We start from the raw sequence: 19083 nt of genomic DNA, 5'->3' as shown, positions 1-19083 counted from the left end.
ACATGAATCTGCAATTGCTTCAGGAAGTAACCGCGTTCATCTGGCAAGAAGGCGACATGCTCGATCATGGTGAGTATGAGGCCTGGTTAGATCTTTGGACTGAGCAGGGTAAGTACATCATCCCGATTGACCCGGCGGCTGAGGATTTCGAGAACACCCTCAACTACGCCTACGACAATCATCACATGCGTGAGTTGCGTGTTAAGCGACTGCGCGGTGGCGAGTCGATCTCGACCAGTCCGCTTGCCCGTACTGTCCGCAGCCTCTCTCGTTTCCGGGTGCTGTTCGAAAACGAAACCCACGTGACTGTGCGCTGCGCTCAGAACCTGCGTGAGTCCCGTAAGGACGTCCTCAAACACTTAACCGCCGATGTGGTGTTCGAACTCAAGCGCAGCGGAGACAGCTTCAAGATCGATCGCAAGTTGATCCGCATGATTAACAGCGACGACACCCTCACCAGTGTCGGATACATCATCTAGGAGCATGAAATGAAAAAGGTTGCTTTGGTCACCGGCGCCGCCCAGGGGCTAGGCTTCGTCATCGCAGAAAGGCTCCTCAAGGCTGGCTATTGCGTCGCCATCAGCGATCGCGATTACGAGGGCGCCAAGTTGGCAGCGATCAAACTGGATGCCTCTGGTGAGTGCACGCTCGCGATCGAACTGGACGTTTCGAGCAAGCCTGCTTTTGAGAAAGGCCTTGGTGCCGTCTTGGGCAAGTGGGGCGCAGTACACGTCCTAGTCAATAACGCGGCTGTGACCAAGACGACGCCTCTCATGCAAATTTCTCCCGAAGAGTTTGATTCGGTCGTGGGACTGAATCTGCGGAGCATCTTTCTTGGATGTCAAGTCGTGGGTGCCTACATGGCGGAGACGGGTTTCGGGCGCATCTTCAACATGGCATCCCTGGCCGGTCAGAACGGCGGTACCGCTACCGGCGCTCACTATGCAGCGTCCAAAGGCGCAATCGTCACCCTGACCAAAATCTTCGCCAAGGAATTCGCTTCCAGGGGTGTAACCGTCAATGCGATCGCCCCTGGCCCGATTGATTCGCCCATGGTGCGTGCAGCAGTGCCAGCGGATCGGATGGGCGCTCTTTGCAGCAACATCCCCGTGGGACGGTTGGGAGACGCAGCGTTCCTGGGAGATTTGATTGTGCAGTTCTCTGGCGAGGATGCCTATTTTGCCACTGGCTCCACGCTGGATATCAATGGCGGGCTTTTCATGCGTTAAGACAATGGCCAGCGAACGCGCTGGCCGTTGTAGCAATGTCTGATGAGTTGGCCCGTAACCCGGCCTCAAAGAACAACAGGAACACCGGTCATGAAAGAAGAATCTCTAAATGTCGTCGTGCGGAAGCGTGAGATCCAAGGGGCAGATGTTGCAGTGCTCGAATTGGTGCGCCAGGACGGTGTGTTATTGCCGGTGTTCACTGCCGGTGCGCATGTGGATATCCATATCGCACCGGGGTTGGTTCGCCAGTACTCCCTCTGCAGTGACCCTGCTGATCCATCTAGCTATCGACTAGGTGTTTTGAAGGATCCGTCCTCCCGGGGCGGGTCGGTCGGTGTGCACGATATCTTGCATGAAGGTAACGAGGTACAGATCAGCGCTCCTCGAAATCTGTTCCCACTGGCTGAAAATGCGCGCCGCTCGATTCTTCTGGGCGGTGGCATCGGAATCACACCCATGATTGCGATGGCTTACGAGCTGGCAGCAGCGGGTGCCGAGTTCGAGCTTCATTACAGCGCCCGTTCGCGTAAAAGCAGCGCGTTTCTGGATGAGCTGGCGACCTCGGGATTCTCCAGCAATGTTCACACCCACTTTGATGACGAAGATGCCAGCCAGCATCTCGACATCGCAGCAGTGCTGGGCAACCCGGAAGAGGGTGTACACATCTACACGTGCGGGCCGTCGGGCTTCATGGACTGGGTGATTTCCAGTGCGCTCAAAGCAGGTTACCCAGACAGTCAGATTCACCGGGAATATTTTCAGGTCGAAGTCGACAGTAGTGGCGAAGCCTTTGAGGTCGTGGCGGCTAAAAGTGGTAAATCCGTTCAGGTGGCTGAAGGCCAAACCATCCTGGAAGCGTTGGCTGAGATCGGTATCAAAGTGGAGATCTCCTGCGAGCAGGGCGTCTGTGGCACCTGCTTGTGTGATGTTCTTGAGGGTGAGCCCGACCATAGAGACGTATATCTGACGGACGATGAGAAAGCAGCGAATGATCAAATTCTTGTCTGCTGCTCTCGCTCTAAATCTAAAAAACTCGTTCTTGATATTTGAGGAGATCGGAAATGGTTGATGTAACAATTTTCCGTAATGCCATGGCCATGTTGAGTGGCGCAGTTTCCGTAATTACCACTGACGGAGCCAGCGGTCGCTTTGGATTCACAGCGTCTGCGGTGTGCAGTGTTACCGACTCGCCTCCCACGTTGCTGGTTTGCATGAATCGCGGCTCACCTTCTAACAAACACTTCGTCGATAACAAAGCGATTTGCGTGAACGTCTTGGCAGGAACTCATCAAGAATTGTCCGGAACGTTTGCAAACAAGAACTTGACAATGGATGAGCGCTTTTCCAGCACGGGGTGGACAACACTTGCAAGTGGTGCTCCGGTGATGTTGGACGCGCTGGTCAACTTTGACTGTCGTATTGCTGAGATTCATGACGTAGGTACTCACAGTATTTTCTATTGCGAAATTGTTCAGATCAGGCAGGGTGAGGCGGCAGAAGGCTTGGTCTATTTCAATCGTGCATACCATTGCTTGGGTGCTTAGTCTAAAACGACTCACTGATTCTAGAGATGTAAATATCAAGCCTGACGAAGTTTAGGCAAGACGCGCTTTATGCACTGAGAAGAATAAGAGGATTTTATGCTTCCTCTTTCGAGTATTAAATTGGTTGAGCTGCTCAAAATAATAAGCCCACATTCGTGGGCGTCACCAATGGAGCGTCACGATGTTAAACCCGTTCAAAGTTGGTCGCTTTGCGTGCTTGACTATCTTCGGATCTCTGTTTATGCCGCTTTTAGCACGGGCAGATGTTATTGACGATAGCCACCTCAAGATCGATTTCAAAAACTTTTACCTGAAAAGGAATTTTACAAAAAGCGGTGCGCCCGTTTCTGATGTGGGTAATTGGTCTCAAGGCATGGACTTGCAATTTACCTCAGGGTATACAAATACGCCAATTGCTTTCGGCCTGGATGTAGATGCCCAGTATGCAGTCAGGCTTGACTCGAAGGGCAATGACGGATCGCTTCCTTATAGCGTGCGAGATAATCAAACCGCTCATGACTACAGTCGGGCGGGTGCGACTTTCAAGGCCAAGGTATCCAAAACCGAACTCAAGGTGGGGGACATGCGACCTGAGCTTCCAGTCGCCTGGCATGATCCTAGTCGCCAGCTGGATACTATTTTTCAGGGTGCAGTAGTCGAGTCGAAGGAGTTAAACAACCTGGTGCTTACTGGTGGGCGATTTTGGTCTGCTGTAACTCGGGAATCCTCTAATCACGAAAAGTTTTATAAGTTTGGCACGAATCGTAATTTGAACAGTGATGCGCTTGATTTTGCTGGAGCTACCTACGATTTGAGCTCGGCGTTTCAAGTCAGTTATTTTCATGCTGTGATGCATGATATTTATAAGCAAGATTACTTGGGATTTAAGCACCAGATGGATCTGGGCAATGGCTACGGTATGCGTTTTGATCTGCGTGGTTTTGATAACCGAGACGATGGTGACGCAGTCGCTGGAAAGGTGGATAACCGAGCATTGTCGACTGGGGTAACCCTTTCGAAGGGCGGCCATCGGGTGAATGCTGTATACCAGCGCATGTATGGAGACACTATCTTCCCCACGCCAAATGGCTACATTCCTCAATTTTATCTTTTGAACTGGGCTAACCAGCCATTCATTAGGCCTCAAGAAAGATCTTGGTCGGTTGGTTACGCATACGATTTCGCTGCAATGGGCGTTCCTGGGCTGAACTTCAGTACCCGGTACATCAAAGGTACGCAAATCGCCAGAGGTGATGGTCTTTCGGACGAGACAGAAAATGAGAGGGACATTGCCATCGGCTACGCAATCCAGAGCGGGCCGCTTAAAGGGCTCGGGTTCATGTGGCGAAATTACCTGGTTAAGCAGCGCTATGGTAGCGACTTCGATGAGAACAGGCTTATCACCTCTTATACCTGGAACATTTGGTAAAGCGTCGATCCCTCTTCCCTACTTCTGAAGATGTATCGAGCAATGGATCTGGAGTCGAGATGACTTACTTACCGCAAAAAAATAAAAAACTACGCCGTATCGTGGCTGCTTCGGTGATCGGCAATGCTCTGGAATGGTACGACTTTTTTCTCTATGGCACTGCTGCAGCGTTGGTGTTTGGGCCGCTCTTCTTTCCCGCCGGAACCGATCCTGTTCTAGGCACGCTCGCTTCGTTTGCGGGGTTTGCTGTGGGTTTCGTAGCCCGTCCTGTTGGCGGCATAATATTTGGTCATATTGGTGACAGGCGGGGGCGCAAACAGGCATTGGTGATAACCCTCACCATGATGGGCATAGCTACATTTCTAATGGGCCTGCTGCCAACGTTTGAGCAGGCGGGCTACCTGGCTCCGGCGTGTTTGGTCATTCTGCGAGTCATTCAGGGGATCGCCTCGGGTGGAGAGTGGGGTGGCGGGGTACTCATGTTGAGCGAAAACGCCCCGCCTGATCGAATTGGATTTTATTCTTCCTGGAGCCAGTTGGGTGTAACGGGAGGATTTCTGCTCTCTTCAGCAGCATTCTATCTTGTACAAATGCTTTCTACGGAAGACTTCATGAGTTGGGGGTGGAGGATTCCGTTCTTGGCCAGCGTGGTTATCGTCGGCGTTGGTTACTACATCCGGCGCTCGCTCCCCGAAAGTGAAAGCTTTGTACGTGATGTGAAAGCCAAAGCGGAATCCAAGCATCTGCCAGCTCTTCAGGTTTTGAGGGAGCATCCGAAGGCTGTTCTGCAAGCAATGGGGTTACGGCTGGCTGAGAATGGTGGAGTCTACATATTCCTGTCGTTCACTATTGCCTATGCAAAATTTACAGGTCTTTCCACGCAATTGGTACTTGCTGGAATCATGCTGGCAATGGTTTTCGAAGCCTTCAGTATTCTCTTCTGGGGATGGCTGTCGGACATTGTTGGTCGAAGAGCAGTTTATGCCTTCGGTGCTGTTAGTTTGACCGTGTTGGCATTCCCATTCTTTTGGCTGATCGATACTCATCAGACACACTTGATCTACCTGGCGCTTTTCCTTGGCCTGCCGATTAGTCACGGTGCAATGATCGGTACCCAGCCTGCTTTGATGGGTGAGTTGTTTCCGACGGAAGTTCGGTATACCGGACTTGCAATGGGCCATGAAATAGCCTCTATATTTGCAGGGGGCTTCGCCCCTTTAATTGCAATGGCTCTATTCGCCAGTCAAAAATCCTCGTGGCCCGTTTCCGTAATGTTAATTGTGTTTGGGGTGCTGACGTTATTTGCGCTTTATACGATCAAGCCGCAGGGCAAGAGGGTCGAAGTAGATAGCAGTCTTGATACTGCCGGAATCAAAGAGGTTTAAGATTAACCCGTTTGCCCGGAGTGCTCGCCGGGCTTTTTTTTGAGGTCAAAATGAAGTATTTCGAAGTATTGATGTTGACGGTTAAAGCGCGCACAGTGTTTTCTGCATTGGCCAGGTTGGAAGTCGCTTTGAAGGAGAGTGTGACTGGCACGCATTTACTTGGTTGCTGGACATCAGAATTGGGCCCGCAAAACCAGATCGCTATTTTGCGTGGTTTTGACTCTCTGGATACCCGTCAAAGTGAACGGGAACGGCTGCTGCTCGATTCAAACGGTTTGGATGTTTCTGATGTCCTCTTGAATTGGGAGTTCAACGATTACACTATCTTCCCATTTTTGAAGCCTTTAGAGCCTGGTACTCACGGCCCACTCTACGAATTCCGTGAATACAGTTTGGTGGGCACTGGCTTAGCGCCGACACTCAAGGGTTGGCAAAAGGCAGTAGCGCCTCGCACAACCGATCAATACTCCCAGGTTTATGCTGCCCTGTACGCCACCAGTGGATCTGCCCCTCGGTACTTGCACATTTGGCCTTATCAAACACTGGAGCAGCGTCTGGATGTCAGGTCGAGAACTGTAGCCGATGGTGTATGGCCTCCAGAAAACGCCGGGCCGCAACTCCAGTTGATGAAATCGACCTTGTTTTTGCCAGCTAGCTTCTCGCCGCTCAAATGAGCGTATGAGCTATACCGAAGTGCCGTCAGTCGATCAGTGCATCCATCTGAGCCACTTAGGCGAGGCAAGATGTCAGCAGGAAGCAGGTGTGATGTCCACCGCAGCCAAGCTTTCTGACCATGAATGGATACCATGGGACAGCCTTCGAGCTAATCATGGCAGTCATTTGGCATGTATCTCCGAGCCAATCAGCGGTGTGGAGAGTGCCAACACGTAATCTATCAGGGGCATGCGATGCAAAACGTCACCATCACTCAATTCGTTCAGGAATATCTAGCGCGCCGTCATGGATCGTTCATCAACGGAAAAGTTGTATTCGACGAGTCTGCTGCCTCGATCGACATTGTGAACCCTGCTAATGGAGAACCTATCTCGTCCTTTGCAGCGGCGACAGACGCTCAGGTCGAAGAGGCAGTCTTGGGTTCCAGGGCTGCTTTTGAAGGGGTATGGGCCAAGACCTCTCCCTACCAGCGTGGCGTTTTGATCAACAAGCTAGCCGATCTAATCGAGGCCAATACAGAAGACCTCGCGCAGCTTGAGTGCCTGTGCTCCGGTAAGGCAATCAACTTGGCCAGAGGGTTGGAGGTAGCGCAGAGCGCTGTGTTCCTGCGCTACTTCGCTGGCTGGGCGACCAAAATCAACGGTGAGACGATGACTCCATCCCTGCCATCCATGGCCGGGGAAAGCTACATGGCGTACACGACACGTGAGCCTGTAGGCGTTGTTGCGGGTATCGTGCCTTGGAATTTCCCGGTGATGATTGGCATCTGGAAAATCGCCTCTGCGCTCTCTACGGGGTGCACCGTTATACTCAAGCCAAGCGAGTTCACCCCGTTGACGCTGCTGCGTATTGCGGAACTCGCCATTGAGGCCGGCATCCCTGCAGGCGTGATCAACGTCCTGAACGGCACAGGCAGTATCGGGCAGAAATTGATCGCCCATCCCAAGGTGAGCAAGGTCTCGTTCACCGGCTCTGTACCTACCGGTATCGCTGTCGGCAAAGCAGCAATGGATGCCAAGCTGACTCGTGCGACTCTAGAGTTGGGCGGTAAAAACCCCGCTGCGCTCCTGGCCGACGTCGATATTGATAGTGCAGTGCAAGGCATCGTCTATACGGCCTTCTCGCATCAAGGCCAGATCTGTGCGGCTCCAGAGCGCCTCTATGTACATCGCTCGATTGTCCAGGAGTTCTCCAAAAAACTGGGTGAGACCCTGAGCTCCCTCAAGATCGGCTCGCCCCTGGATGAAACCGTTCAATTTGGGCCGCTCTCCAACAAACCCCATTTTGACAAAGTGTTGGATTTCTTCAGCCGGGCCTCAGTATCGAATACGATCATTTGCGGTGGTAACGCAGTTCCTGGCCCGGGCTACTTTGTGGAGCCCACTGTCATTCTGGCGAATGGCGCTGATGACCCATTCCTTCGAGAGGAGACCTTTGGTCCGATCGTCTGCATCCAGCCTTTTGACGATGAAGACGAGCTTGTTCAGCTGATGAACGATAGCCCTTACGGTTTGGGTGCCAGCATCTGGACGAATAACCTTTCCAAGGCCTTCACGATCATCCCGAAATTGGAGTTCGGTACGGTGTGGGTGAACATGCACACCTTCCTCGATCCGGCTGTTCCGTTCGGTGGTACCAAGGCTTCTGGCATAGGCCGGGAGTTCGGGAGCGCTTTCATTGATGATTACACCGAGCTCAAGTCAGTGATGATCCGTTACTAAGATTCACACTCTGTAGCCCGCTTTCAACTGGTGTGAGAGCGGGTGACATCAGAGGTAGCAGAAATGGGGATTTTTGACTGGAAATACTGAGTTGTCATTCCAGCAGTGGCAGTCCTTTTCTTCAGTGGTAAGAAAATCCGCACGTTGGGCTCTGACCTCGGTCAGGCCATCACAGTCTTCAGGGCGCATTAGACGAGGAGCAGCGGAATCAGTCGTCCAATGATGGGACTGTATGCACCGGTAAATTGGTTGATAAGGAAAGCATTCTGTCCTGAGATGGCTCAAAAAATGCATCCTTTTGGTTGCAATAATAAATCCAAAAATCACGTGAAATATGCATCAAAACTGTTCGCGGGTCGCGTGAGGAGGCATCATGGTAGGGCACATATCGACACGGCTTGAGGAATGGCGTCAGATCTCAGAGGAAGTGTGTGGGCGTTTTTCCACCCAATTCTCTCTCAGTGAGGCTCTGTTCGTCGGCGACATCCACCGAGAGCGCTTCGGTCTTACCGATGTTGCGTTCATCAGAACAAATGCTTCTCAAATCGTCCGTGCCCGTAGCAATTCCGATCTTGCCGAAGACCGTTTTTGCTTCCTGGTGTTGCAGCAACAAGGGTCTATGGAGGTCTCCATGGGGTCTGAACGTATGGTGCTCCGCGAGGGGGATCTGGCGTTACTGGACTCAGCGATGCCTATCGAAATGGTGCCCAATGGATTGTTCAAGCACCTCTCAGTTCATTTGCCCCGTGAGGCCTTGAGAGGACTCGATAAAAAAGCCTACGGGAAATTGCCCTCTGGTGGGTTCAGTGGGCAACTGCTTCGTTCAATGATGCATCAAATTGCCTCGGGAGATCTTTCTAATCAGCCAGGTAGCGATGAGGGCCCGGCTTTACAGAACGCGATTCTCGCGCTGTTAGACCCTGTTGTAAGGTTTGATGCAAGCTCAGATTTTCCTGAATCATTAAGATCGCAGGCTGAGCAGATAATTAGGCAGCAATTAACCTGTACGAATCTTACGGCATCATCCGTCGCCGAACAGCTCAACATATCTAGCCGTCATTTATACCGTATATTCGAGTCTGATAGTGATACGGTATGTCGGTTTATACAACGTTTGCGACTAGAAAAAGCAGCGCTTATTCTCAGAGAGCCTGCGTTGCGACATAAGACAATAACGGATGTCGCAATGGACATAGGCTATCCAGATCCCGCTCATTTTTCCAAGGCGTTTCGTAAGCGTTACGGTCAGTCGCCCCGTGAGTTCAAATCTAGCGCAAGTCAGCTCTGATCTAAGATCGCGGCGCGCTGCTAGAGGGACAACCCTAGGGCAAGTGGTATTTTTGAGTTGACCTGGCTACGTGTCAAATCTCGGCAAGTCGGTGTCATCCACAGCCAAGAAATTTTCGTGTAAAAGTTGCAGAGTATAACTAAGAAACACTCTGCAAGCCTTGGTGATGGCGCCGATTGTCTCGGTGCCTATTAATAATAATAAACGCTAATGGTACTGATCATGTCGACGTATGATCCAACCCGAAATAGACGCAATTTCCTTAAGGCGGCCGGTCTCAGTATTGCCGGATCGGTGATTGCGAGTAACGCCATTGCTGCCGGGCTTGCACGCAGCGAAGAATCGAAAAAAAAGACCATAGCGAATGGCTCCGAATATGACGTAATAGTCATTGGAGGTGGGTTTGCAGGGCTCGCAGCAGCTCGCGACTGTGCTTTGCGGGGTCAAAAGGTCCTGCTGCTTGAGGCTCGCAACCGCGTCGGCGGTCGAACTTTCACGTCGAATTTCATGGGTCACCAGATCGAGCTAGGTGGTACTTGGGTTCACCAGGCGCAACCCTTCGTATGGAGCGAAATTCGTCGTTATGGCTTGGGGATAGTTGAGAGCCCAGGTGTGGGCGCTACGCAGGGCAGCTGGTTGTACAATGACAAATTGTACCAAGGTGATATGGTTCCTCTCTTTACCAAGATGAATCAAGCATTTGCCGAGTTTTGTAATATTGACGGGCAGGGTGGTCGTACAATTTTCCCTCGCCCGTACGAGCCATTCTTAAATCGAGAAAAAGTTAACGAGCTGGACAAGCTTTCCCTGCTCGATCGCTTGAACCAAGTTAAGCTCGACGATGAGGCCAAAGCACTTGTCAACGTGATGGTGGCGCAAAATTGCAACAATGCACCTGAAACAGGCTCTTTCCTAGACCAGCTGCACTGGTACGCCAATTGTGATTATGATCTCGGCATGCTTTTCGATCGTTGCGGTCGTTTCAAGATCGCCGAAGGAATGACTGGACTGGCTCATGCAATTCTTGGTGATTCCGATGCTGATGTACTTATGTCTACCCCAGTCACTCGCGTTCAACAGAATGCCCAAGGCGCGGTGGTTACCACTGGCGACAGTAAACAGTTCAAAGCAAAGGCTGTAATTTGTGCCGTACCGATGAACTGTTTGGGCGACATTGCTTTCGAGCCGGCCTTGTCCAGCAAAAAATTGGAAGCAGCTAAAGTACGGCATACAGGCAATGGTATCAAGGTTTACGCCCATATTAAGCAAGATATAGGCGCATGGCTGGGTATGGCTCCGTATCCTAATCCAATCATATTGGCTGCTACCGAGGAGAATAGTGAGCACGGCACTACTCTCGTGCTATTTGTGCGGCCTGATGGTCTTGATGGTAATAATGCACAGCAGGTTCAGGCCGAACTCCGTAAGTTTTATCCAGGTGTCGATGTGGTCAAGTCTGTGTCTTATGGCTGGGCAGAGGATCCCTACTCTAAAGGTACTTGGGCATTCTACCGGCCAGGCATGATGAGTAAATCACAAGAAGCATTGATGGAGACCGAAGGCGTCGTGCATTTCGCGAGCGGCGATAGCGCGACGGGCTGGCACGGGTTCGTTGACGGTGCCTTGCAAGGTGGCGTCGAGACTGCTCGCATTGTCTGTAAGCTGCTTGTTGCACAGACCCGAGCATGAAATGCGGGATTGGCTTTTTGGGTTCTGACATTGCTCAGCGGTAACTGCTCGGCAAACTCGTATAAGCCAATGGCGGAAGAGGATGTTTTCACAAATTATTGTGCGATGTGCCATGTATCAGCTTCAGTTCGGGAGCCCAGTATTGGCCCGAGCTTGAGAGGTGTGGTCGGTCGTGCGGTAGCGAACTTCCCCGGGTTTACGTATACGCCGGCCATTAGAAGTCAGGAGGGTAGCTGGACTGAATCGGCTTTAAACGACTTTCTAACTAAACCGATGGCGAAAGTGCCTGGAACCGCAATGACTTTCGGCGGTTTGAGTGTCGCGAACGATAGGAAAGTTCTTATTGTTTACCTGAAAAACCTTAAACGAGGATATTGCTATGAACATTCGTGCCATGTGTGGCGCTATTTTTATCTGCTCTGCGATCGCCATGATCCCCGCCGTTTCAATGGCTACAATCGCTCAAGGAAAAAATGAGGAGCAAATTTCTTCAAAGTTGCAGCATCTCGCCAAGACTTGGGCAGATAAAAAGCCAGAGGATATCGTCAAGTCAATGTATGTTGATGAAACCGAAATCACAGGGGAGGGCGTTCCGGAACTCTACACAGGGCATCAAGCTTTGGTTGGTCTTATCGGCCACTTGATGGAAAGCTCCAAGTCTACCACCATCGATCTCAATCGTTTCAAGCAGCTGACTGATAATGTGGCCTATACCTGGGTTACTTGGAATGTGACGCCTGCTGACGCGTCTGCCCCATTCCAAATGAAAAGTCTTTTTGTATGGAAGAAAATTGGTAATGATTGGCGGATCGTCGCTGACATGTTTGCCAATGGTGCAATGCCAAATTAAGAAGTGACTCAGCCAGCTTATGCTGGCTTATATAACAAATGAAAATGTGAAGTGGTCTGTATAGGATCGAGGTGTTCTTATGTCTAAAAATAAAATTACATTGATGTCGAGAGCAAGCCTCGGTTTGGCTGTAAGTGTCGTTATCTTCAACGCTCAGGCCATTCAGCTTTATTCTGATGACTCAAAGACGCTTAATTTCGATTTGAGTGGCGCGATGGGTTTGTTTCACAGTGGCAAGAATTACAATCAATGGGGCAATAAGAACGCTGGGTCGTCCAACTGGCAAGAGGGCTTTGTTAAATATGGGCTCAGCGGTACTCTTCCGGCTGGTGACTCCAGTCAGTTGTACAGCGCTTTCAGCATGGTTACGTCTGGATCTTTTGGTGACGGAGATGCGGGAGGGTTCACCAATGGTTCAGAGCGTTTGACCAAGATTGAGGACGCCTCATTAGGGTGGCGTTCTGGTGATATTTTCCCTGCACTCGGAAAAGATGGCCTGGATTTTTCGTTTGGACGTCAGCCGCTCTATATCGGGGATGGCTTCCTGATCGCGGGTGACGGATTGAACTTCGGTAAGGGACTTCTGGACGATCAGTGGAATCGCGGTGGGGCTTATTACATCACGGCGCGCCGCAATTTCGATCGGACGGCGATCCTCCGACTGGGCGGTAAAGAGGGTGTTCACGGCATGGTGGGGTGGTTCAAGTCCGACAACCCCGCCCAAGCAGACACCGAGATGGCGTTCTCGACCCTTGAATACACGGAAGAGCGGGGGACAGTCGGTTTGACCTACCTCAAGGGCCTATCTGTTGATAAACAACTGGCCACCGGTTATTACGCCGAGCGCGGTGACATGGACGTCTATAGCATCAGGGCTCAAGGTAACGCGGGTGTTCCCGACTTATTCTTGAACGCAGAATATGCGATCGAGGATCGCCCGAGTGGCCGAGAAACTGCCTGGAACGCTGAAGCCGCCTACACCTTTAGTGAAAAACCATGGAAGCCCACAATCGGCTATCGGTATAGTCGCTACTCCAAAGAATGGGATGCGCTGTTCAACGGTTTTTCTCGCGGTTACGGCACCTGGTTCCAAGGCGAAGTTGCAGCTAACTACGCCGGCCCATTCAACAGCAATAACTCAACGCACATGCTTTATCTGAAGGGGCAACCCTCAGATACCGTCAGTGTAGGAGCGCTGCTCTACGACTTCTCGACGCTGCATAAAGGCAATGCCGTGAATTTTGATGGTCAGGAGTTGGATTTGTACCTGGACTGGGTCGCAACGCCCAATGTGGTAGTCAGCCCTCTTGTAGGCCTGTACAAACCCAGCGCGGATGCTGATCATGGCGGGGTACAGCTGGGCGATAACAACCTGAATGTGTACGGACAATTGATCTTCAACTTCACATTCTGAAAAAGGCGGCAATTGCTATGCGTGGTAGCAATTGCCGCCTGTGGTACTACGCGGGGCGCTTCCCATTCCATGCATCGCTAATCACTTGTCTCACACCTTCCGGCTCCAGCCGACGCGGATTCGGGTAGACGTTCTTGAAGGCAAGATCTGTTGCCCGATCAATCCCTTCTTCAGGCATTCCCAGATTCTTCAGTGACATTTCTGCCCCAAGCGACTGCGCCAGATCGAACAGCGCAACAGCTGGGTTGTCGTGATTGAGCGCCCGTTTCAGGCGTTCGATCGCTTGAGGCGCATGACCAGCGTTGTAAGCCAAGGCATGCGGCAGCAGCGCTGTGTGCGTTGGTGCATGTGGCAGATCGAATGTTCCGCCCAGGGTGTGGCACAGCTTATGGTGGATGGCCATTGCAGTAGATCCCAGGCAGATACCGCAAAGCCAGGAGCCATACAGAGCCTGCTCACGCGCGCTGATATTGTCCGGCGATTTCGCTAGCTTAGGCAGAGCAGCAGCCAGCGAACGTACGCCCTCTTCTGCCAAGGCGGCGATCACGGGATTGGTATCGTGGGCGTAGAGTGCTTCCACCGCGTGAGCAATGGCATTCATCCCGCTCGTGACGGAAATGTCCACCGGCAGGGTGGTTGTCAGCTCTACGTCATAAATGACGGTTTCAGGGCGGATACGAGGATCGCTTTTAGTGATCTTCAGGCCATCTTGGGTCTCGCCCAAGATCGCTGTCATTTCCGAGCCTGAATAGGTGGTAGGCACAACGATCTGAGGAAGGCCTGTGCGGAAGGCAATGGCTTTGCTCAAGCCGATGCTTGAACCACCACCAAGACCGACAACGCCATCGATATCGAGCTGGGCAACGATGGCCATTGCTTGCTCGGTGACTGCCACGGGCGTGTGCATGGCCGCGCCGTCAAACAGCGCAACAGCATTGGCTCCAATGACTTCCTTGAGTGCTTCCATTTGAGACCGCTGGTTTTGCGTGCCAACGATCAACACCCGCTTAAGGCCTAGCAGTTCGATTTCCTGTGCCAAGCGGCTCAAGGTGCCTGTACCGAACACGACCCTTGAGGGCGCGCTGGTGTAAACGAAAGGGGTGGCCAGTTGATTGGTGTTTTCCACTATTGTCACCTGCTTATCTGATTGCGATGGCGTTTGCTGGGGAACCGACACCGCCCACGATCGGAAGCGGGGCGGCCGTCAGCATGAAGGTGTAGCGACCGTCGGCTGCGCAGGCCTCTGCCAGCGCATCAATGGCCCAGAGCTCACCAATTGGCATGCCCAAGAGAGGGATGATTGCTCGGTGCATGATGCCCGCATGGACACTGCACGCCTCATGTCTAACCTCGGCGGGGGTGAAGAAGGGGCTTTCTGGTTTAGCTGGCCAGCATTCCAGGGCAAAGTTGTCAGCGGCGATGATGCTGATCCGGTTGTCCCACAGCCAGGCGAGGGTTTTCTCGGATTGTTCGAGGCCAGGGTGGAACTGTTCGGTAACGAGATTGGTTCGGGCCTCTTCACTGGCACGATTCAGGTAGTAGTCGAGCCATCCGAAACGAATGATGACCGCATCACCAGGTTCGATCGTCACCCCTTGGCTAACTCTGGCTGCTTCGAGTACTTGCGCCGAAATAGCCTGGCCGCTTGCTTGATCAAGATCGAGGCCTGCCTTGGCCATGTAGCGCTGGACATCGATCAAGACTCCGCGCGTGGCAATCGGAAGCGCAGCGAAATGGTGGATGCTCAGCGTGTCGGTGCCAGGCTTGAATTGGGTGTGGTCGTAACCGTTGTAGAAGCCATATTCAGGATGGCCGATGTGGCGCAAGCCGTCGATTTGACTTCCGTACTGGGTGTAAAAATTATCCAGCCACTCATCATGGTGGAAGTCATTGCGTTGGAAAATGTGATGGGTGATGGGTTTGCGCGTTGGTGCCAGGGAAGGGTAGATAGAGGTTGATGGCAAATCGAGGCTGAAAGCCTTGCCCTCAACTGCAGAGGCGATGCCTCGCAAGCGTGCGGCGTTATCAATCAGGTTCAGCGTCCCCACCTGATCGTCTTTGCCAAAAAGGCCCCAGCTGGAGCCTGGAGGCGCGTCTTTGCGCTCCAACAACTGCTTGTATGTCGGCAGGGATTTGGACGTGTCAGTCATCTTTAATGCACCTCTATCTATTGTTTTTTACGTGGATTTGTTGTGGTAGTAACCAAGTGCGTTGCTGATTTGCTTAGCTGCATTCAGGAGGTGAGGCAGGAAGTCCTCACGCATGGTTTCGAGGCTCTTTCCAGCAGTGCCCGTCGACAGGGAAAGGGCGGCAGTGACATTGCCGTGCTGGTCAAAAACGGGAACTGCAAGCGAGCGACGTCCAATTTCCAGCTCTTGATCAACAGCGTCCCATCCTCTGGCTCGCACCTCGTCAATGCGCTGACGAAGCTGATCCGGATCACTGATCGTCCGATCGGTGAGAGGTTTGAGGGTGGCCGTTTCGAAGTATCGTTCAAGAGCGCGGCCTGTCAGGCCCGCCAGTAGTACATGGCCGGATGAAGTGGCGTGTGCTGGCAACCTGGTGCCTGCCGCCAGGGTGATGCTCGTAATCCGGTGTCGGTGAACGCGGTTGATGTAGATGACATCAGTCCCGTCCAGTGCCACCAGCGAAGTGCTTTCATTGAGAAGATCGGTGAGTTGCTCAAGCTGGGCTTGAGCGATCTGGGTCAGGCTTTGTGAGGACTGATAGGCATAGCCCAGCTCCAGCATCTTCGGAGTTAGTCCGAACAACGATTCCGTTTGTTTGACATACCCCAGCTGCTCCAGCGTGAGGAGTATGCGCCGCGCTGTCGGTTTGCTCAGCCCTGTCCGTTTCGCGACCTCGCTAAGGGTGCTCGCGGCGGACTGATGGGTGTACGAGGAAATCACCGCCATACAGCGCTCAATGGATTGGATGAAGTCCCCATTGCGATCCTCAGTTCTCTCTTTATTCATGACTAGCCCTTCAGTTGCGTGGCGGCCTGGTGTTGACACGCAGGCGGATTATAAGCACGATGTACTCAAGCCGTACAGATGGTACGCATAGCGTACATCGATGCGGATTTTTACTCAAGGTTTGCGCATTCGGGATGCATTTACTCGTTCCGAAAATTACAACAAGCATTGCTGCGAGCCGTTCAGGCGCTCAGCAGCAGGAGGATAAAAAATGGCCGTTAGCCGCTTAGCCGAACTTGTCACTGCCCTGGAGTCAGACCTGCTGGATTTCATGCGTCGGCATCGCGTTAGCCACGATGAGTACCGAGCCGCGACTGACTTGATTATCGATTCGATCAAAAAAGGCGAAGAGTCGCTGCTTTTCGACGTCTTCTTCGAGGCTCAGGCAACTGACACCAGCAACATTGGCAGGCAGGGGAGCCCTGAGGCCATTGAAGGCCCATTCTATTTTGAAGGTGCTCCGCTGCTGTCATCCCCTGCAGTGATGCCGCAGCGTCCCGACGAACCTGGGGATATTCTGTTCTTCAAGGGCCATGTCAGCGATGCTCAAGGCAACGCGGTGGCCGAGATGGAAATTGATCTTTGGCACGCAGATGCGGAAGGGCTTTATTCTCAGATTCACCCAGGTATCCCCCATTTCAACCTGCGCGGGCGCTTTCACACCAATGACCAGGGTGATTTTGAGGTCAAAACTATCCTCCCACCTCCGTACGAAATTCCGAAGTCTGGCCCTACCGGTTACGTGCTAGGCCAGCTGGGTCGCCATTACTTCCGACCCGCTCACCTGCATATGAAACTCCGCCATCCAAAACACCATGAAATGACCTCTCAGTTGTACTTCTCAGGCGGGGAGTATCTGGAAACCGACGTAGCTAACGCGGTTCGCGAAGGGTTGATTGGTGAACTGGTGCACGTCACTGATACCGCTGAGATCGCCCGCCGAGGGCTGTGTAAACCGTTCTATATCTATCGCTACGATTTTGAAATGCCAGCCTAAATTGCTGGATGTAGATACATAAAGCCCGGCTTGAATGTCGGGTTTTTTCTTCACGTTGGAGAAATGACCATGTCTCAGGGATTCGTAATCGGGCGGGTGCTCGCGCAACGGCTGGATATACCTTTCAGTCAGCCTATCAGAATGTCTTTCGGTACTCTTGATAGGCTGAATCTTCTTCTCGTGCGCCTCATTGATGAGAACGGGATCGAGGGTGTCGGTGAAGCCACTGTGATGGGCGGGCCTTATTGGGGGGGGGAAAGTATTGAGGCAGTTGAGGCGGCGGTTGTTAAATATCTCGGCCCACAGCTCATAGGCCAACGTTTTCGGGGGTTGGAAGAGTTCAGTTATCGCCTCAGCAAAACGGTAAAGGGGAATGCCGCTGCTCGCTCCGCGTTGGAAATGGCAGCATTCGACCTGGTTGGCAAGCAGTTGGGTGTTTCTGCTTCCGCCTTGTTGGGCGGGCGGTGCCGTGACCGCCTTCAGGTTGCTTGGACGCTGTCCACAGGAAGTGAGGGCGGTGACATCGCTGAGGGTGAGCGAGCCATCCAAGCTCGCGGGCACACCCGCTTCAAGCTCAAATTTGGCAGCGGCGACCCAGACGCTGAATTGTTGCGGGTTGCGGGGATCGCCGAGGCGTTTAGAGGGCGGGCTTCGATCATCCTCGATATCAACCAGGGTTGGGATCTAGGCACAGCGCTGCGATATTTTCCTGTCCTTGAAGAGGCTGGGGTCGAATGCATTGAACAGCCTCTTGCCGCCCTTGACCTGCATGGTGCGGCACGGCTGAAAGCATCGACCTCGATGGAGATCATCGCAGATGAGGTGTTGACCGACCTGCGTTCAGCATTTGAAGTTGCCACCGCAAACGCTGCTTCGGCGGTTTCGCTCAAGCCTAACCGGGACGGTGGAATGCTCGCCGCTAAAAGGGTCGCGACGGTCGCATCGGCATCAGGGCTGAAGATCTACGGTGGTACAGCGCTGGAAAGCTCTCTGGGCACTGCGGCAAGTGCGCTCATATATGCAAGTCTGCCCTCCCTCCAGCTAGGAACAGAACTGTTTGGCCCGCTGCGTTTGCAGGCTGATATCGTGAAGGCGCCTTTGCTTCCGATCGATGGTCATTTGGACGTCCCTACAGGAGAAGGCCTTGGGGTGGTTCTGGATGAAGACCTGATTCGCAGCCTTAGTGTCGACGTTCTGCATTGAGCCATGAGCCATGAGCCTTGCGGCTACAAGGTAGAACGAGAAGATCGTTCTACCTTCTTGGTTACCTGGCTTAGATATCTGAAGAAGGCGCTTGGGCTGAGCATTCAGCTGCAAGGTCAGTGGTCTTCTTGATGGCGCATTCGGCGAATGAGTCGACGAGAGACTTGGCATCTTGATAATTGTGTTGCTGAGCTAACGAAAGCGCCTTCACCTGTATGTCCTCTTGATCGAGGACGTATTCATAAAATGCTGAATGCTTCAGTGGTACGATCGTTTTGGAACTCTTGAGTTCTTCCAAATATTTTGCAGTCGCACCCTGTAGCGTCCCTACAAATTTCTCCGGTGCAATCCACTGAAATGCAGCAGCCGCGTAACTCTTGATGCCTGCCATGAAGTTGTTAGGTTCAAGTGACAGCTCTTTAGCGACGGGGGTATAAATGCTGAGAGTTATTTCCTCGAGCCTATAGTAGCTGCCCCAGAACTCGGCTTGGCCTTCACCACTATCTCTGTTGCGAAAAATGTCAGCCGCTTTCCTCGCCGTGGCTCTGTTAGTGAGCTCTTTTTGAAAGAGTTCCGTGAACTCGGGGTTATTGGAGTTATTCGAAGCATCTGCAGATGCGATGCCTGGAGCAGCAGCCAAGGCAGCCAGTATTGCCAAAAGCGTTTTCATTGAAGCAATTCCTA

The 19083-nt window shown here is 52.5% G+C and carries 18 protein-coding genes; 14 read left to right on the top strand and 4 right to left on the bottom strand.

From position 1 onward, the window contains the following. Positions 1 to 2 precede the first annotated feature (2 nt). From BVK86_RS08975 to BVK86_RS08920, 12 genes are all read left to right on the top strand, one after another. Positions 3 to 479, top strand: a complete 477-nt coding sequence (locus BVK86_RS08975; RefSeq protein ID WP_075946078.1) for an aromatic-ring-hydroxylating dioxygenase subunit beta — start codon at positions 3 to 5, stop codon at positions 477 to 479. A gap of 9 nt (positions 480 to 488) precedes the next feature. Then, the gene (locus tag BVK86_RS08970) at positions 489 to 1229 is read left to right on the top strand and encodes an SDR family NAD(P)-dependent oxidoreductase (RefSeq protein ID WP_075946077.1); all 741 of its coding nucleotides are present in this window, start codon (positions 489 to 491) and stop codon (positions 1227 to 1229) included. Positions 1230 to 1319: 90 nt separating this feature from the next. Beyond that, positions 1320 to 2279 (top strand): PDR/VanB family oxidoreductase, encoded by a 960-nt coding sequence (locus BVK86_RS08965; RefSeq protein ID WP_075946076.1) that lies wholly within the window; start codon positions 1320 to 1322, stop codon positions 2277 to 2279. 11 nt (positions 2280 to 2290) lie between these two features. Further along, positions 2291 to 2773, top strand: coding sequence for a flavin reductase (locus BVK86_RS08960; RefSeq protein WP_075946075.1), 483 nt, complete (start codon positions 2291 to 2293; stop codon positions 2771 to 2773). 181 nt (positions 2774 to 2954) lie between these two features. Next, positions 2955 to 4202 (top strand): OprD family outer membrane porin, encoded by a 1248-nt coding sequence (locus BVK86_RS08955; RefSeq protein WP_075946074.1) that lies wholly within the window; start codon positions 2955 to 2957, stop codon positions 4200 to 4202. A 59-nt stretch (positions 4203 to 4261) separates the two neighbouring features. Beyond that, positions 4262 to 5587 carry an MFS transporter gene (locus tag BVK86_RS08950; RefSeq protein WP_075946072.1) on the top strand — a complete coding sequence of 442 codons (1326 nt, stop codon included), beginning with the start codon at positions 4262 to 4264 and terminating at the stop codon, positions 5585 to 5587. A 50-nt stretch (positions 5588 to 5637) separates the two neighbouring features. Beyond that, a complete protein-coding gene (locus tag BVK86_RS08945) occupies positions 5638 to 6261 on the top strand; it encodes an NIPSNAP family protein (RefSeq protein WP_075946124.1) in 624 nt (207 codons plus the stop codon). A gap of 234 nt (positions 6262 to 6495) precedes the next feature. Then, on the top strand, positions 6496 to 7983 hold the full coding sequence (locus BVK86_RS08940) for an aldehyde dehydrogenase family protein (RefSeq protein WP_075946071.1): 1488 nt from the start codon (positions 6496 to 6498) through the stop codon (positions 7981 to 7983). 373 nt (positions 7984 to 8356) lie between these two features. Continuing rightward, on the top strand, positions 8357 to 9271 hold the full coding sequence (gene feaR / locus BVK86_RS08935) for a transcriptional regulator FeaR (protein ID WP_075946070.1): 915 nt from the start codon (positions 8357 to 8359) through the stop codon (positions 9269 to 9271). Positions 9272 to 9493: 222 nt separating this feature from the next. Continuing rightward, a complete protein-coding gene (locus BVK86_RS08930; protein ID WP_157720427.1) occupies positions 9494 to 10960 on the top strand; it encodes a flavin monoamine oxidase family protein in 1467 nt (488 codons plus the stop codon). A gap of 379 nt (positions 10961 to 11339) precedes the next feature. Next, positions 11340 to 11810 (top strand): Cif family virulence factor, encoded by a 471-nt coding sequence (locus tag BVK86_RS08925; RefSeq protein ID WP_075946069.1) that lies wholly within the window; start codon positions 11340 to 11342, stop codon positions 11808 to 11810. Between the two features lie 79 nt (positions 11811 to 11889). Then, complete coding sequence (locus BVK86_RS08920; RefSeq protein WP_075946067.1) at positions 11890 to 13224, top strand: alginate export family protein; 1335 nt, start codon at positions 11890 to 11892, stop codon at positions 13222 to 13224. A 46-nt stretch (positions 13225 to 13270) separates the two neighbouring features. Here BVK86_RS08920 and BVK86_RS08915 read toward each other — a convergent pair whose 3' ends face one another. The 3 genes from BVK86_RS08915 to BVK86_RS08905 are packed head-to-tail and all read right to left on the bottom strand — an operon-like array spanning position 13271 to position 16199. Continuing rightward, positions 13271 to 14350: a maleylacetate reductase gene (locus BVK86_RS08915; protein WP_231977943.1), complete on the bottom strand. Its 1080-nt coding sequence runs from the start codon at positions 14348 to 14350 to the stop codon at positions 13271 to 13273. Positions 14351 to 14363: 13 nt separating this feature from the next. Beyond that, positions 14364 to 15374, bottom strand: a complete 1011-nt coding sequence (locus BVK86_RS08910; RefSeq protein WP_075946066.1) for a cyclase family protein — start codon at positions 15372 to 15374, stop codon at positions 14364 to 14366. 27 nt (positions 15375 to 15401) lie between these two features. Then, the gene (locus tag BVK86_RS08905; RefSeq protein ID WP_075946065.1) at positions 15402 to 16199 is read right to left on the bottom strand and encodes an IclR family transcriptional regulator domain-containing protein; all 798 of its coding nucleotides are present in this window, start codon (positions 16197 to 16199) and stop codon (positions 15402 to 15404) included. A gap of 211 nt (positions 16200 to 16410) precedes the next feature. Here BVK86_RS08905 and BVK86_RS08900 point away from each other — a divergent pair, with 211 nt between their 5' ends. Continuing rightward, positions 16411 to 17196, top strand: coding sequence for a dioxygenase family protein (locus BVK86_RS08900; RefSeq protein ID WP_075946063.1), 786 nt, complete (start codon positions 16411 to 16413; stop codon positions 17194 to 17196). A 69-nt stretch (positions 17197 to 17265) separates the two neighbouring features. Then, a complete protein-coding gene (locus tag BVK86_RS08895) occupies positions 17266 to 18399 on the top strand; it encodes a muconate/chloromuconate family cycloisomerase (RefSeq protein WP_075946062.1) in 1134 nt (377 codons plus the stop codon). A 70-nt stretch (positions 18400 to 18469) separates the two neighbouring features. On the opposite strand, the gene BVK86_RS08890 is transcribed toward BVK86_RS08895, so the two are convergent. Beyond that, entirely contained in the window at positions 18470 to 19069 is a 600-nt protein-coding gene (locus BVK86_RS08890) for a hypothetical protein (protein WP_075946061.1), read from the bottom strand. Positions 19070 to 19083: the final 14 nt, after the last annotated feature.

Source organism: Pseudomonas reinekei (genome assembly GCF_001945365.1).
GTDB classification, from domain to species: domain Bacteria; phylum Pseudomonadota; class Gammaproteobacteria; order Pseudomonadales; family Pseudomonadaceae; genus Aquipseudomonas; species Aquipseudomonas reinekei.
Note: the sequence above shows the minus strand (reverse complement) of the source record. Positions and strands in the feature narration are given on the sequence as shown.

Bases quoted from the DNA above. Each gene is read 5' to 3' on its own strand.
- BVK86_RS08975 (WP_075946078.1), top strand. From the start codon at position 3: ATGAATCTGCAATTGCTTCAGGAAGTAACCGCGTTCATCTGGCAAGAA.
- BVK86_RS08970 (WP_075946077.1), top strand. From the start codon at position 489: ATGAAAAAGGTTGCTTTGGTCACCGGCGCCGCCCAGGGGCTAGGCTTC.
- BVK86_RS08965 (WP_075946076.1), top strand. From the start codon at position 1,320: ATGAAAGAAGAATCTCTAAATGTCGTCGTGCGGAAGCGTGAGATCCAA.
- BVK86_RS08960 (WP_075946075.1), top strand. From the start codon at position 2,291: ATGGTTGATGTAACAATTTTCCGTAATGCCATGGCCATGTTGAGTGGC.
- BVK86_RS08955 (WP_075946074.1), top strand. From the start codon at position 2,955: ATGTTAAACCCGTTCAAAGTTGGTCGCTTTGCGTGCTTGACTATCTTC.
- BVK86_RS08950 (WP_075946072.1), top strand. From the start codon at position 4,262: ATGACTTACTTACCGCAAAAAAATAAAAAACTACGCCGTATCGTGGCT.
- BVK86_RS08945 (WP_075946124.1), top strand. From the start codon at position 5,638: ATGAAGTATTTCGAAGTATTGATGTTGACGGTTAAAGCGCGCACAGTG.
- BVK86_RS08940 (WP_075946071.1), top strand. From the start codon at position 6,496: ATGCAAAACGTCACCATCACTCAATTCGTTCAGGAATATCTAGCGCGC.
- feaR (WP_075946070.1), top strand. From the start codon at position 8,357: ATGGTAGGGCACATATCGACACGGCTTGAGGAATGGCGTCAGATCTCA.
- BVK86_RS08930 (WP_157720427.1), top strand. From the start codon at position 9,494: ATGTCGACGTATGATCCAACCCGAAATAGACGCAATTTCCTTAAGGCG.
- BVK86_RS08925 (WP_075946069.1), top strand. From the start codon at position 11,340: ATGAACATTCGTGCCATGTGTGGCGCTATTTTTATCTGCTCTGCGATC.
- BVK86_RS08920 (WP_075946067.1), top strand. From the start codon at position 11,890: ATGTCTAAAAATAAAATTACATTGATGTCGAGAGCAAGCCTCGGTTTG.
- BVK86_RS08910 (WP_075946066.1), bottom strand. From the start codon at position 15,374: ATGACTGACACGTCCAAATCCCTGCCGACATACAAGCAGTTGTTGGAG.
- BVK86_RS08905 (WP_075946065.1), bottom strand. From the start codon at position 16,199: ATGAATAAAGAGAGAACTGAGGATCGCAATGGGGACTTCATCCAATCC.
- BVK86_RS08900 (WP_075946063.1), top strand. From the start codon at position 16,411: ATGGCCGTTAGCCGCTTAGCCGAACTTGTCACTGCCCTGGAGTCAGAC.
- BVK86_RS08895 (WP_075946062.1), top strand. From the start codon at position 17,266: ATGTCTCAGGGATTCGTAATCGGGCGGGTGCTCGCGCAACGGCTGGAT.
- BVK86_RS08890 (WP_075946061.1), bottom strand. From the start codon at position 19,069: ATGAAAACGCTTTTGGCAATACTGGCTGCCTTGGCTGCTGCTCCAGGC.